Source organism: Enterobacter cloacae complex sp. ECL352 (assembly GCF_020149545.1).
In the GTDB taxonomy this organism is placed as follows: domain Bacteria; phylum Pseudomonadota; class Gammaproteobacteria; order Enterobacterales; family Enterobacteriaceae; genus Enterobacter; species Enterobacter asburiae_B.
This window is the reverse complement of the sequence record NZ_CP083709.1, coordinates 22,216-35,085: the sequence shown is the minus strand read 5'-3', so window position 1 is coordinate 35,085 and position 12,870 is coordinate 22,216. Positions and strand designations below refer to the sequence as shown.

The window sequence follows — 12,870 nt, the reverse complement described above, 5'->3', positions numbered from 1 at the left end:
GTCTCGAAACAGATATCTTTTTTACTATCGCAAAAGTGTACGATACGTGGTCATATATCCATGTGAAAAGAATGGTTAATATGGCTGATATACCTTTGTTACCAAAAGAAGGAATCGCGCTTGCATTAGCAAACATGAGGATTGCAAGAGCGCATGGTATGAGTAGAAATATGGCTATTCCTACAACCTATCTTTGGTTTTATCAAAAAGTAAGAAATAAGGGGCCATGGGATTACAAGCAGGGACACCCTGAGTTAGCGAACTTTGGTAACTTCAATTATGGTTCGGCTGGCTATGCTGCCGGGATACCATCAGAAACGTTATTGATGGGGGCAGGATGGGCGCAGGAAAGAGCTAAAACCTCCAAAAAGAAATGGGGGCACTGGTATCAAAAACCGCCATATGGGGATGATCCTCACGATCAGTTTTGGATAAGTCAAGGGATTGAATATGCAAAGAAACACGGTTATTAAACGGCTTCATTGTTTACTCACAACGATTTTATTGATCGTTGTTTGCGGGTTTCTGACATATCAATATTATTTTAATGCACCTCCTCACGATAACTTTGTCAGCAAACAGAAACTATCTGATACCGTCACACTGTACATAACAAAGTATGATGACGGAGGAGCTACGGTGTCGGATATTTACCGCTTCTATTTAGATAAAGACAGCAGCGGGAACATTATGAAGGCCCTTAAAGATCGATCGCCGTTCCTTGAAGCCAATACAAGCGATGTTACAGCTTCTGCTTATGGGAACACGGTAAATATAAAAATCACAGGTAAGGTTTATTCATTCACTAATTCGGTGACCTGCTCCCCGTTGATTAGTACACCCCGATGTTAGTAATGTCTTCATAAGCCACATGAGGACATCCCCATGAAGAAGCGTTTTTCCGACGAACAGATCATCAGTATTCTCCGCGAAGCCGAAGCTGGGGTACCCGCCCGTGAACTCTGCCGCAAGCATGCCATTTCCGATGCCACGTTTTACACCTGGCGTAAGAAGTATGGCGGTATGGAGGTGCCTGAAGTTAAGCGCCTGAAGTCGCTTGAGGAAGAGAACGCCAGACTCAAGAAGCTGCTTGCCGAAGCCATGCTGGATAAAGAGGCGCTTCAGGTGGCTCTTGGGCGAAAGTACTGACGACAGACCAGAAGCGGGAAGCCGTGATGTTGATGTGTGATGCGACCGGTCTGTCGCAACGTCGTGCCTGCAGGCTTACAGGTTTATCCCTGTCGACCTGCCGCTATGAGGCTCACCGTCCGGCTGCTGATGCGCATTTATCAGGGCGCATCACTGAGCTGGCACTGGAGCGCAGGCGTTTTGGCTACCGTCGTATTTGGCAGTTGCTGCGCCGTGAAGGGCTTCATGTTAATCATAAGCGCGTGTACCGGCTTTATCACCTCAGTGGCCTGGGCGTAAAACGCAGAAGACGTCGTAAAGGGCTGGCAACAGAACGTCTGCCGCTGCTCCGTCCGGCGGCGCCCAATCTGACCTGGTCGATGGATTTCGTCATGGACGCACTTTCCACCGGTCGCAGGATCAAGTGTCTTACCTGCGTCGATGATTTCACAAAGGAATGCCTGACGGTCACTGTTGCCTTTGGGATTTCAGGCGTTCAGGTCACGCGTATTCTGGACAGCATTGCACTGTTTCGAGGCTATCCGGCGACGATAAGAACTGACCAGGGGCCGGAGTTCACTTGCCGTGCACTGGATCAATGGGCCTTTGAGCATGGTGTTGAGTTGCGCTTAATCCAGCCGGGCAAGCCAACGCAGAACGGATTTATTGAGAGCTTTAACGGACGATTTCGCGATGAATGTTTGAATGAGCACTGGTTCAGCGATATCGTTCATGCCAGGAAAATTATTAATGACTGGCGGCAGGATTATAACGAATGCCGCCCGCACTCCACGCTGAATTATCAGACACCGTCTGAATTTGCAGCGGGCTGGAGAAAGGGTCATTCTGAGAATGAAGATTCCGACGTTACTAACTGAGTGTTGTATCTAATCGTGGGGGCAGGTCAGAGGCTATCACGGCTATCCATAGCGCCAGATGCACGGCCCGGTCATGGTCTGATTCGGTCGTCGCCAGCAGCACGCCCACCGCGGCGGCACCGAGACACTGGCCGAATGTCCTCACAATCGACAACACGCCGGAGGCGTAGCTGGCATATTCCCGCGCCACGTTAGAGAGCATCTCCCGGTTATTGGGGCTCTGGAAGCAGCCAAACCCAATCCCGCAAACCAGGCTGCGCAGGCAGATATTCCATGCGGAAGGGCTCTCCGGCAACGTCGCCAGCAGGAGCAGCCCACCGACAAAAATCATCAGCCCGATTGTCGAGATCAGCGGCGCGGAAATCGTATCTGCCCAGCGTCCCGCGTGCGGCGCGATCAGCACGATGCCAATCGGCCACGGGGTGAACAGCAGCGCGGAGACCACCGGGCTGTAGCCATACACGCTCTGAAACAGAAACGGCAGCGCGACAAAGGTGATGCCCTGACTGACAAACGAGGCCAGCGAGGTCAGGGCTGCGAGGGTAAAGCGTCCGTTTTTAAACATGACGGGCGGCAGGATGGGACTTCGCGCGCGCCGAATCCGCCAGATAAAGGCGAGGGCGCTGACCAGCGCGAGCAGCCCCCAGCCCGTGGCCGTCTGGTTGATGTTTTGCGTCACGTGCTGAAGGCTGTCGGCCAGCATGATTGCTGAACCTAACAGCACGGCGGAGAGCACGGCGCCCGGCGCGTCAAAGGGTGAGCGGTCAACGGCCGTTTCCCGCGGCAAGGCCCGCCATGCCAGCAGCAGGGCGACGCTGCCCGGAACAATGTTAATGGCGAACAGCCACTGCCAGCTCAGCGCGTCCAGTATGGTTCCGCCCAGCACGGGGGCAATCGCCGTGCTGGAAGCGATAAGCAGGGCGTGCAGCCCCAGAATACGGCCAAGCAGTCGACCTGGAAAAACGGATCGCAGGATCGCCGGAGCGATACTCAGGGTGGCCGCGCCGCCGATGCCCTGCAGAATACGCATGCCGGTTAACATTTCCGGCGTCGCTGCCAGCGCGCAGCCGAGCGAGGTGAGCGTAAAGGTGGCAAGCCCAACAAGAAACACCGGGCGATAGCCTACGCGCGCCGCCAGCGCCGCGAAGATGGCTAACGTCATTGCCGCTGAAAGCAGGTAACCGTTGGCGAACCAGACAGCAACGTTCGCGGGAACCTGCATCGACCTTGCCATGGAGGGCAGCGCGATGTTGATCATGGTGCCGTCAAAGACGCCCATCAGCGTGGTGGTCATGACGGCGGCCATGACCCGGGCGCGTTCATGACCGGGTAAGCCTTCATCGCCGGGCAGGTTTGAAAAAAACGTCATCGTCGTTACTCCGCATAAGAATAGTGATGACGAAACTATAAGCATGCGGTATACAGGGCGGAAGACGCATCAGCTGCACTTAATCGTTGCATATAACGCCTTATCTTAGGAGTCACCGTGTCCGATCCTGACTTTAACCTTCTGGTTGCGCTCGACGTTCTGCTGGCCGAAGCCAGCGTGGCGGGCGCGGCGCGACGTTTGAACCTCAGCACCTCCGCCATGAGCCGCACCCTGAGCAGGCTGCGGGAGGTGACCGGCGATCCTGTTCTGGTGAGGGCCGGGCGTCATATGGTGCTGACGCCCTGGGGAGAAGCCACGCGGGACCGCGCCAGAAGCGCCGTGCATGAGGCGAGGGCGGTGCTGCAGCCCTCCACCGACGCGCTGAAGGTGGAAAATCTCGAGCGGCTGTTCACCATCAGAGCCAACGACGGTTTTGTGGTGGCGTTTGGGCCACTGCTGATTGCGGCGGTGGCGAGCGTTGCCCCCGGGGTGTGCATCCGCTTCTCGCCGAAACCTGAAAAAACGTCGCGCTATTTGCGTGAGGGGCTGGTCGACCTGGAGATCGGCGTGCAGAGCAATATGGGGCCGGAAATACGGCTGCAACGGCTCTTTCAGGATCGGTTTGTTGGCGCGGTGCGTAAGGGACATCCGCTCTCATTACGGCCTGACGTCAGCCTTGACGATTATGTCGCGTGGGGCCACGTGGTGGCCTCGCCGGACGGATCGCTACACGGGTTTGTCGATGACGCGCTGGCGGAACGGGGGATGAAACGCAAGGTCGCCAGCGTGGTGCCCGGATTTCCAACGGCGCTATCCGTGGCGCTGGCGTCCGATCTGATTGCCATGGTGCCGGCGCTGTACCTGCTCAATCAGCCGATGAACGAGCGCGTACACGTCTTTGAACTGCCGTTTAAAACCCGGACCATTACGGTGTCACAGATGTGGCATCCGCGCATGGAAAGGGACCCGGGACATCGATGGCTCAGGGAAAAAGTACTGGAAGTGTGTCGGGCCGTGCGCTGACGCTCAGGCCACTTTTCCCGGCACGATGAGGATGAAGCGCGTCGATGCCGCATCCGATTCCACGCGGACTTTTCCGTGATGCGCGGAGACGATGGACTTCACGATGGCAAGCCCGATCCCGCTGCCTTCGCCTTTGCGCTGCCTTGACGGATCGACGCGATAGAAACGGTCAAACAGCTTTGGCAGATGCTCTTGCGGGATCGGCGTACCGGGATTTTCTATCATCAGTTCAACGTCGTTATCCTGTTCTCTGATGGAAACCGTCACCGCTTTTCCTGCTGGCGTATAGCGCAGGGCATTGGAGAGCAGATTATTCATTGCTCTCCGGAACATCTGCGGATCGCCTTCTATCAGGCAGGGCATCCCGTTAAATTTCAGCGTAACGTTGCGTTCTTCCGCCCAGGCTTCGAAGAAATCGAAGACTTTCATGACCTCCGCACTTAAATCAAACACCACCCGGTCAGGGATGAGCTGATTATTATCCGCCTGCGCCAGGAAAAGCATGTCGCTGACCATGCGGGTCATCCGGTTGTACTCTTCCAGGCTGGAGTACAGAACATCTTCCAGCTCTTTCTGCGAGCGGTTCTGGCTCAGCGCGATTTCCGTTTGCGTCACCAGGTTGGTGATGGGGGTTCTGATTTCATGCGCGATATCGGCGGAAAAATTCGCCTGGCGGGTAAAGACATCTTCAATCTTTTCGATCATATGGTTGAAGGAAATGACCAGCTGTTCCAGCTCAACGGGCACGCGGGACGGCTCCAGCCGCGCGTCGAGGTTTTCTGAAGTGATATTTTTAATGGCGTTGCTGACGTTACGCAGGGGCAAATGTCCCTGACGAACCGCGATGCGAATGACAAGAATAATCAGCAGGCTGATCGCCGCGGCAATTGCCAGGAGATTCTTTTTCAGCGCCTCAAGGTAGTGCAGATGAAAATTGATGGAGAGCCCGATCAGCATCACGTAGCCCTGCGTTTTGCCCTGCAGCGTCGCCGTGCCTGAAGAGGCGATAATCCGGTACGTTTCCATTTTCATGTCGGACCCGGCGTGCATGTTTGCGGCAGAGTCTTCAACCGTCCAGAGAAACACATCCTGCGCGCGGCGGTGTTCGCTGAAGTCCGCCGCGTTCATCGCAGGGCGCAGTGCTTCCCCTTGCGCCGAGCTGAACAGGATATTGCCCTGCGGATCCAGGAGCAGGACGGCTACGTTGCGGTAGCTGGCGATCGACTCTTTGATTTTACTGATTTTCTTTTGGTCAGGATCGACCGGAGACTGCAGGATGCGGTGCATCGCGGTGCTGATTTGCTGCAGGTCGCTGACATCCTGCTCGGCGAAGTGCTTTTCAACGGAATGCAGCATAAACCAGGTAAAGGCGAAAAAGGCCAGTATCGTGGAGAGACTGATAAAAAAGGTCAGCCGCAGGGCAAGCGAAAAAGGGCGCCCGGGAAGCTTAACGCGCATCCGGCACCTCCAGCATATAGCCCACGCCGCGCACCGTCTGGATCAGCTTCGGTTGAAAATCGTTATCGATTTTCGCGCGAAGCCGCTTTACCGCCACGTCAATTGCGTTTGTGTCGCTGTCAAAATTCATGTCCCACACCTGGGAGGCAATCAGGGCGCGGGGAAGCACCTCTCCCTGATGCCGCAGGAAAAACTCCAGCAGGCTGAACTCTTTGCTGGTTAACGAGATGCGGCTTCCGGCCCGGCTTACCTTTCTCGACACGAGGTCAACCGTCAGGTCTGCCACCTGAAGCTGGCTTTCCGCGATCACCGTATTTCCGCGTCTCAACAGCGTCCTCACCCGGGCGAGCAGCTCGGCAAAAGCGAATGGCTTAATCAGATAGTCATCCGCGCCCAGCTCAAGCCCTTTAACCCGGTGTTCAATCGTGCCGAGAGCCGTGAGTAACAGGATGGGCATCCCTTTTCCCGCAGAGCGGAGCATGCGGACAATGTCCCAGCCGTTCACATCGGGCAGCATGATATCCAGAATCAGCAGATCGTATTCAGCGGTCATGGCGAGATGGTAGCCGTTCAGGCCATTATCCGCGTGGTCCACCACAAACCCCGCTTCAGTCAGCCCCTTACTCAGGTACTCACCGGTTTTCATTTCGTCTTCGACGATCAGTATTTTCATCGTGCTCCCCTGACTGGCTGCTGATGACATTCTAGTGAGCGTACCGCCGTTAACAATGACTTACGCTAAAAATGACAACATTGTCATTATCCTGTCACCCGTCAAACAGGATGCGTTGCGTAGAGTAGCCCTAAAACTACTCTGGACTTTATTTGAACCGTTATGTTCCTGTTAAAACGACTAAGCATCAGTACGGTATTTATTCTGGCAGGCTGCGTCTCGCTGGCCCCGGAGTACCAGCGGCCGGAGGCACCTGTCCCCCGGCAGTTTTCGCTCTCCCGAAACGGCCTGACGCCCGCGGCGGCGGGGTATCAGGACACCGGCTGGCGCAACTTTTTCGTCGACCCTCAGGTTGCCGGGCTGATTACGGAGGCCCTGAAGAACAATCGCGATCTGAAAATGGCCGCCCTGAAGGTCGAAGAGGCCCGGGCGCAGTTCAACGTGACGGATGCGGATCGCTACCCTCAGCTGAATGCCTCCTCGGGCATCACGTACAGCGGCGGGCTGAAAAGTGACAAACCCACCGCGCAGCAGTACGACGCGGGCCTTGCGCTTAGCTATGAACTCGATTTCTTCGGCAAGCTGAAGAACATGAGCGAGGCCGACCGACAAAATTTTTTCGCGAGCGAAGAGGCCCGTCGCGCGGTGCATATCCTGCTCGTCTCTAACGTTTCCCAGAGCTATTTCAACCAGCAGCTGGCATATAAACAGCTGCGTATCGCGCAGGATACGCTGAACAATTACCGGCAGTCTTATGCGTTCGTTGAGCAGCAGCTGGTGACGGGCAGTACGAACGTCCTGGCGCTGGAACAGGCCCGGGGACAGATCGAAAGCACGCGGGCAGAGATTGCCAAAAGAGAGGGGGAACTGGCGCAGGCCAATAACGCCCTGCAGCTGGTCCTCGGCACGTATCGCGCGCTGCCGGGTGACGGCGGCATGAACGCCAGCGACGTTGCGCCGGTAAAACTGCCTCCTCATCTTTCCTCCGAGATACTGCTGCAGCGCCCGGATATTATGGAGGCGGAGTATCAGCTTAAAGCGGCCGATGCGAATATCGGTGCGGCGCGCGCCGCCTTTTTCCCGTCCATATCTCTCACCAGCGGGCTATCAACCGGAAGCACGGAGTTGTCCAGCCTCTTTACTTCCGGGAGCGGGATGTGGAATTTTATTCCTAAAATAGAAATTCCCATTTTTAATGCGGGCAGAAATAAGGCCAACCTGAAGCTGGCCGAAATTCGCCAACAGCAGTCGGTTGTTAATTACGAACAAAAAATTCAGTCCGCCTTTAAACAGGTTGCCGACGCGCTCGCGCTCCGTGACAGCATTAACCAGCAGCTTGCTGCACAGCAGCGGTATCTTGATTCGCTACGCATCACCCTGCAACGGGCCAGAGGGTTATATTCCAGCGGCGCGGTCAGCTATATCGAAGTGCTTGACGCGGAGCGTTCTCTTTTCTCTACCCAGCAAAATATTCTCGACCTTATTTATGCCCGGCAGGTTAATGAAATTAATCTCTTCACCGCGCTCGGCGGCGGTTGGGTCGAATAATCTTATTTAATTAAACAGGAAAATAACCATGCGCAATTCACTTAAGGCCGTTGTATTTGGTGCAATCTCCATTGTGTTTTCTGCCGGCCTCCAGGCTGAAGTTCATCAGCACGAGATGATGAGTGCTGCCAGCGAAGGGACCTCAGAGCAGCTCATCACGGGAACCGGCATCGTGAAAGACATTGATCTCACGAATAAAAAAGTCACGATTTCCCATGAAGCGATCCCGGAAATTGGCTGGCCCGCGATGACCATGCGTTTTACCTTTATTCAGGCTGACGAGAGTATTAATGCCTTAAAAATCGGTAACCACGTGAATTTCTCGTTTGTTCAGCAGGGCAATCTCTCTTTACTCAAGAGCATTAAATAGCGAGACGCGGCATGGCCTCAGTAAAAATAAAATATGCCGCCGTGATAGTCAGCAGCCTTATTGCGGGAGGGCTGATATCGGTGACGGCATGGCAGGCGCTTCATTCATCTGAAAAAACAGAAAATAGCGCACCAGAAAGAAAGGTGCTTTTCTGGTATGACCCAATGAAGCCAGACGTGAAATTCGATAAGCCCGGTAAATCGCCGTTTATGGATATGGATCTGGTACCGAAATATGCGGATGAAAATGAGAATAAAAGCAGTGCCGGTATCCGTATTGACCCGACGCAGGTCCAGAACCTGGGATTAAAAACACAAAAGGTGACGCGCGGAACGCTTAATTATGCCCAGACGATCCCGGCTAACGTCAGCTATAACGACTATCAGTTTGTCATTGTGCAGGCGCGCGCGGAGGGCTTTGTGGAAAAAGTGTACCCGCTGACGACGGGCGATAAGGTGAAGAAAGGCACGCCGCTCGTTGATATAACCATTCCTGACTGGGTAGAGGCGCAGAGCGAGTTTCTGCTGTTATCCGGTACCGGCGGAACGCCGACGCAAATCAAAGGGGTTCTGGAACGGCTTCGGCTGGCGGGTATGCCGGATGAGGATATTCAGAGGCTGCGTGCGACCCGTACTATTCAGACCCGGTTTACCATCAGGGCGCCGATCGACGGAGCGATCACGGCCTTTGATCTGCGTACCGGCATGAATATTTCCAAAGATAAGGTGGTGGCGCAAATTCAGGGGATGGATCCGGTCTGGATCGGCGCGGCAGTGCCTGAATCCATTGCTTATCTGCTGAAAGAGACCTCGCAGTTTGCTGTTTCGATACCGGCTTATCCGGATAAATCCTTCCCGGTTGAAAAATGGAGTCTTCTGCCGAGCGCGGATCCAACCACCCGTACGCTGCAGGTGCGCCTGCAGGTCTCTAACAGGGATGAGCTGCTGAAACCAAGCATGAACGCGTACCTGAAGCTGAATACTCAAAGCCAGGAAATGCTGCTGATCCCCTCCCAGGCCGTTATCGATACCGGTAAAGAACAGCGCGTGATTACCGTCGATGCAGACGGGAATTTTGTACCGAAAAGGATCCACGTACTGCACGAATCTCAGCAGCAGTCCGGCATTGGTAGCGGACTGGAAGAGGGGGAGTCGGTAGTGGTCAGCGGTCTGTTCCTGATTGACTCGGAGGCCAATATTTCCGGCGCGCTGGAGCGCATGCGTCACGCTGAAGCCGCTGACGACGCGCATTCTGGCCATTAAGGAGACGATGATGATTGAATGGATTATCCGGCGGTCGGTCGCCAACCGTTTCCTGGTCATGATGGGGGCGCTGTTCCTCAGCGTCTGGGGCACATGGACGATTATTAACACGCCAGTCGATGCCTTGCCCGATCTCTCTGACGTTCAGGTGATTATCAAAACCAGCTATCCCGGCCAGGCCCCGCAGATTGTTGAAAATCAGGTCACCTATCCACTGACTACCACCATGCTGTCGGTTCCCGGCGCAAAGACCGTGCGCGGTTTTTCGCAATTTGGCGATTCGTACGTGTACGTCATTTTTGAAGACGGCACCGATTTGTACTGGGCCCGTTCGCGCGTGCTGGAGTATCTGAACCAGGTTCAGGGCAAGCTGCCTGCCGGCGTGAGCTCTGAAATCGGTCCTGATGCCACGGGCGTGGGCTGGATATTTGAGTATGCGCTGGTGGATCGCAGCGGAAAACACGATCTCGCAGAGTTGCGCTCGTTGCAGGACTGGTTCCTGAAATTTGAACTGAAAACGATTCCTAACGTGGCCGAAGTGGCCTCCGTCGGCGGCGTGGTGAAGCAGTATCAGATCCAGGTCAATCCGTTAAAACTGGCTCAGTACGGCATTAGCCTGCCGGAGGTTAAGCAGGCACTTGAGTCGTCTAACCAGGAGGCGGGGGGATCGTCAGTTGAAATGGCGGAAGCGGAGTATATGGTCCGGGCCAGCGGCTATCTGCAGACGATGGATGATTTCAATAACATTGTCCTGAAAGCCGGAGAGAACGGGGTACCGATTTATCTTCGCGATGTCGCCCGCGTACAAACGGGGCCGGAAATGCGCCGCGGCATTGCCGAATTAAACGGGCAGGGGGAAGTTGCGGGTGGCGTGGTGATCCTGCGTTCAGGTAAAAATGCGCGTGAAGTCATCACGGCGGTGAAAGATAAGCTGGAGACGCTGAAGGCCAGCCTGCCGGAAGGCGTTGAGATTGTGACCACCTACGATCGCAGCCAGCTCATCGATCGGGCAATCGACAACCTGAGTTCCAAACTGCTCGAAGAGTTTATCGTGGTGGCCATCGTCTGCGCACTGTTCCTGTGGCACGTGCGCTCTGCGCTGGTCGCGATTATCTCTCTGCCGCTTGGCCTGTGTATTGCCTTTATCGTCATGCATTTCCAGGGGCTGAACGCCAACATTATGTCGCTGGGAGGCATTGCCATTGCCGTCGGGGCGATGGTGGATGCCGCCATCGTCATGATTGAAAACGCGCACAAACGGCTCGAAGAGTGGGATCACCAGCATCCGGGAGAGCAGATTGATAACGCCACGCGCTGGAAGGTGATCACCAACGCCTCTGTCGAGGTTGGCCCCGCGCTGTTTATTAGCCTGCTGATTATCACCCTGTCCTTCATTCCCATCTTTACTCTTGAGGGGCAGGAAGGGCGGCTGTTTGGTCCGCTGGCCTTCACCAAAACGTACTCCATGGCGGGTGCGGCCGCGCTGGCCATCGTCGTTATCCCCATCCTGATGGGATTCTGGATCCGGGGTAAAATTCCCGCTGAGACCAGTAACCCACTGAACAGGCTGCTGATTAAAGCCTACCATCCGCTACTGATTAGAGTGCTCCACAGGCCAAAAACAACCCTGCTGGTTGCGGCCTTGTCCATATTCACGGTGATCTGGCCTCTCAGCCAGGTGGGCGGCGAGTTTTTACCGAAGATCAACGAAGGCGATCTGCTGTATATGCCGTCAACATTGCCGGGTGTTTCTCCGGCAGAAGCAGCGGCGCTGTTACAGACCACGGACAAGTTAATCAAAACCGTGCCAGAAGTGGCCTCCGTTTTTGGTAAAACGGGTAAGGCTGAGACCGCAACGGATTCCGCGCCGCTCGAGATGGTGGAAACCACGATTCAGCTCAAGCCTGAGAATGAGTGGCGGCCCGGCATGACGAATGACAAGATTATTGACGAACTCGACAAGACCGTTCGATTGCCCGGCCTGGCGAACCTCTGGGTTCCGCCCATTCGTAACCGCATCGATATGCTTTCCACCGGGATCAAAAGCCCGATTGGTATCAAGGTGTCGGGTACCGTTCTGTCGGATATCGACGCCACGGCGCAGAGCATCGAGGCGGTAGCCAAAACGGTGCCGGGCGTGGTGTCTGCCCTGGCTGAACGTCTGGAGGGCGGGCGCTACATTGACGTTGATATCAAGCGGGAAAAAGCCTCGCGCTACGGGATGACGGTGGGCGATGTGCAGCTGTTCGTCTCCTCGGCCATCGGCGGGGCGACGGTGGGGGAAACGGTGGAAGGCGTCGCCCGGTACCCGATTAATATCCGCTATCCCCACGACTACCGGAACAGCCCGAACGCGTTAAAGCAAATGCCGATCCTGACGCCGATGAAACAGCAGATCACGCTGGGCGATGTGGCGGATATCAACGTGGTTTCCGGCCCCACGATGCTGAAAACGGAGAATGCCCGCCCTGCGAGCTGGATTTATATTGATGCCCGCGGCAGGGATATGGTGTCGGTGGTGAATGACATTAAGACGGCCATTAGTCAGAACGTAAAGCTGAGGCCGGGCACCAGCGTCTCATTCTCCGGGCAGTTTGAGCTGCTCGAACACGCCAACAAGAAACTGAAGCTGATGGTGCCGATGACGGTGATGATCATCTTCATTCTGCTGTATCTGGCGTTCCGCCGCGTGGATGAAGCGCTGCTGATCCTGATGAGCCTGCCGTTCGCCCTGGTCGGGGGAATATGGTTCCTCTACTGGCAGGGCTTCCATATGTCTGTGGCAACCGGTACCGGCTTTATCGCCCTTGCCGGGGTAGCGGCAGAATTTGGCGTAGTCATGCTGATGTATTTGCGTCATGCCGTTGAAGCGCAACCAGCGTTGTCCCATCGGGACACGTTCACCGAACAGGGGCTTGATAACGCCCTTTACCATGGCGCCGTGCTGCGCGTGCGGCCAAAGGCGATGACCGTCGCGGTGATCATTGCCGGTCTGCTGCCCATTCTTTGGGGAACGGGGGCAGGGTCAGAGGTCATGAGCCGGATAGCGGCGCCGATGATTGGCGGGATGATCACGGCGCCGCTGTTATCGCTGTTTATTATTCCTGCGGCGTACAAGTTAATCTGGCTGCGCAGGCATAAAAAGCCATAAAAAAAACCGC

General features: G+C 55.4%; 10 protein-coding genes. 7 read left to right on the top strand and 3 right to left on the bottom strand.

Going from position 1 to position 12,870, the window contains the following annotated elements; translation table 11 throughout:
• Positions 1–80 precede the first annotated feature (80 nt).
• Together LBF07_RS00185 and LBF07_RS00180 are read left to right on the top strand one after the other, a co-directional pair.
• Positions 81–473 carry a polymorphic toxin type 44 domain-containing protein gene (locus tag LBF07_RS00185; protein WP_094935040.1) on the top strand — a complete coding sequence of 131 codons (393 nt, stop codon included), beginning with the start codon at positions 81–83 and terminating at the stop codon, positions 471–473.
• A 412-nt stretch (positions 474–885) separates the two neighbouring features.
• A protein-coding gene (locus LBF07_RS00180; protein ID WP_087451024.1) for an IS3-like element ISSen4 family transposase occupies positions 886–2,006 on the top strand; the annotation gives its coding sequence in 2 pieces (ribosomal slippage) (positions 886–1,144 and positions 1,144–2,006; 1,122 coding nt in all).
• Here LBF07_RS00180 and LBF07_RS00175 read toward each other — a convergent pair.
• Positions 1,999–3,375, bottom strand: coding sequence for an MFS transporter (locus tag LBF07_RS00175; RefSeq protein WP_094935866.1), 1,377 nt, complete (start codon positions 3,373–3,375; stop codon positions 1,999–2,001). The genes LBF07_RS00180 and LBF07_RS00175 overlap by 8 nt on opposite strands.
• Positions 3,376–3,492: 117 nt before the next feature.
• Here LBF07_RS00175 and LBF07_RS00170 point away from each other — a divergent pair, with 117 nt between their 5' ends.
• Complete coding sequence (locus LBF07_RS00170) at positions 3,493–4,398, top strand: LysR family transcriptional regulator (protein WP_094935867.1); 906 nt, start codon at positions 3,493–3,495, stop codon at positions 4,396–4,398.
• 3 nt (positions 4,399–4,401) lie between these two features.
• On the opposite strand, the gene LBF07_RS00165 is transcribed toward LBF07_RS00170, so the two are convergent.
• Entirely contained in the window at positions 4,402–5,856 is a 1,455-nt protein-coding gene (locus tag LBF07_RS00165) for a Cu(+)/Ag(+) sensor histidine kinase (RefSeq protein ID WP_094935868.1), read from the bottom strand.
• Positions 5,846–6,529: a copper/silver response regulator transcription factor gene (locus tag LBF07_RS00160; protein ID WP_094935869.1), complete on the bottom strand. Its 684-nt coding sequence runs from the start codon at positions 6,527–6,529 to the stop codon at positions 5,846–5,848. Before LBF07_RS00160 ends, LBF07_RS00165 begins: the two co-directional genes overlap by 11 nt.
• A gap of 162 nt (positions 6,530–6,691) precedes the next feature.
• Here LBF07_RS00160 and LBF07_RS00155 point away from each other — a divergent pair, with 162 nt between their 5' ends.
• Genes LBF07_RS00155 through silA form a run of 4 tightly spaced genes read left to right on the top strand, consistent with a single transcriptional unit; the run spans position 6,692 to position 12,860 of the window.
• A complete protein-coding gene (locus tag LBF07_RS00155; protein ID WP_112778272.1) occupies positions 6,692–8,077 on the top strand; it encodes an efflux transporter outer membrane subunit in 1,386 nt (461 codons plus the stop codon).
• A 28-nt stretch (positions 8,078–8,105) separates the two neighbouring features.
• Positions 8,106–8,447, top strand: coding sequence for a cation efflux system protein CusF (gene cusF, locus LBF07_RS00150; RefSeq protein WP_045888224.1), 342 nt, complete (start codon positions 8,106–8,108; stop codon positions 8,445–8,447).
• Positions 8,448–8,458: 11 nt separating this feature from the next.
• Positions 8,459–9,709, top strand: coding sequence for an efflux RND transporter periplasmic adaptor subunit (locus tag LBF07_RS00145; RefSeq protein ID WP_094935871.1), 1,251 nt, complete (start codon positions 8,459–8,461; stop codon positions 9,707–9,709).
• Positions 9,710–9,719: 10 nt separating this feature from the next.
• Positions 9,720–12,860: a Cu(+)/Ag(+) efflux RND transporter permease subunit SilA gene (silA, locus tag LBF07_RS00140; RefSeq protein WP_094935872.1), complete on the top strand. Its 3,141-nt coding sequence runs from the start codon at positions 9,720–9,722 to the stop codon at positions 12,858–12,860.
• Positions 12,861–12,870: the final 10 nt, after the last annotated feature.

Coding starts and splice junctions, on each gene's coding strand:
- LBF07_RS00185 (WP_094935040.1), top strand. CDS start 81: ATGGCTGATATACCTTTGTTACCAAAAGAAGGAATCGCGCTTGCATTA.
- LBF07_RS00175 (WP_094935866.1), bottom strand. CDS start 3,375: ATGACGTTTTTTTCAAACCTGCCCGGCGATGAAGGCTTACCCGGTCAT.
- LBF07_RS00165 (WP_094935868.1), bottom strand. CDS start 5,856: ATGCGCGTTAAGCTTCCCGGGCGCCCTTTTTCGCTTGCCCTGCGGCTG.
- LBF07_RS00160 (WP_094935869.1), bottom strand. CDS start 6,529: ATGAAAATACTGATCGTCGAAGACGAAATGAAAACCGGTGAGTACCTG.
- LBF07_RS00155 (WP_112778272.1), top strand. CDS start 6,692: ATGTTCCTGTTAAAACGACTAAGCATCAGTACGGTATTTATTCTGGCA.
- cusF (WP_045888224.1), top strand. CDS start 8,106: ATGCGCAATTCACTTAAGGCCGTTGTATTTGGTGCAATCTCCATTGTG.
- LBF07_RS00145 (WP_094935871.1), top strand. CDS start 8,459: ATGGCCTCAGTAAAAATAAAATATGCCGCCGTGATAGTCAGCAGCCTT.
- silA (WP_094935872.1), top strand. CDS start 9,720: ATGATTGAATGGATTATCCGGCGGTCGGTCGCCAACCGTTTCCTGGTC.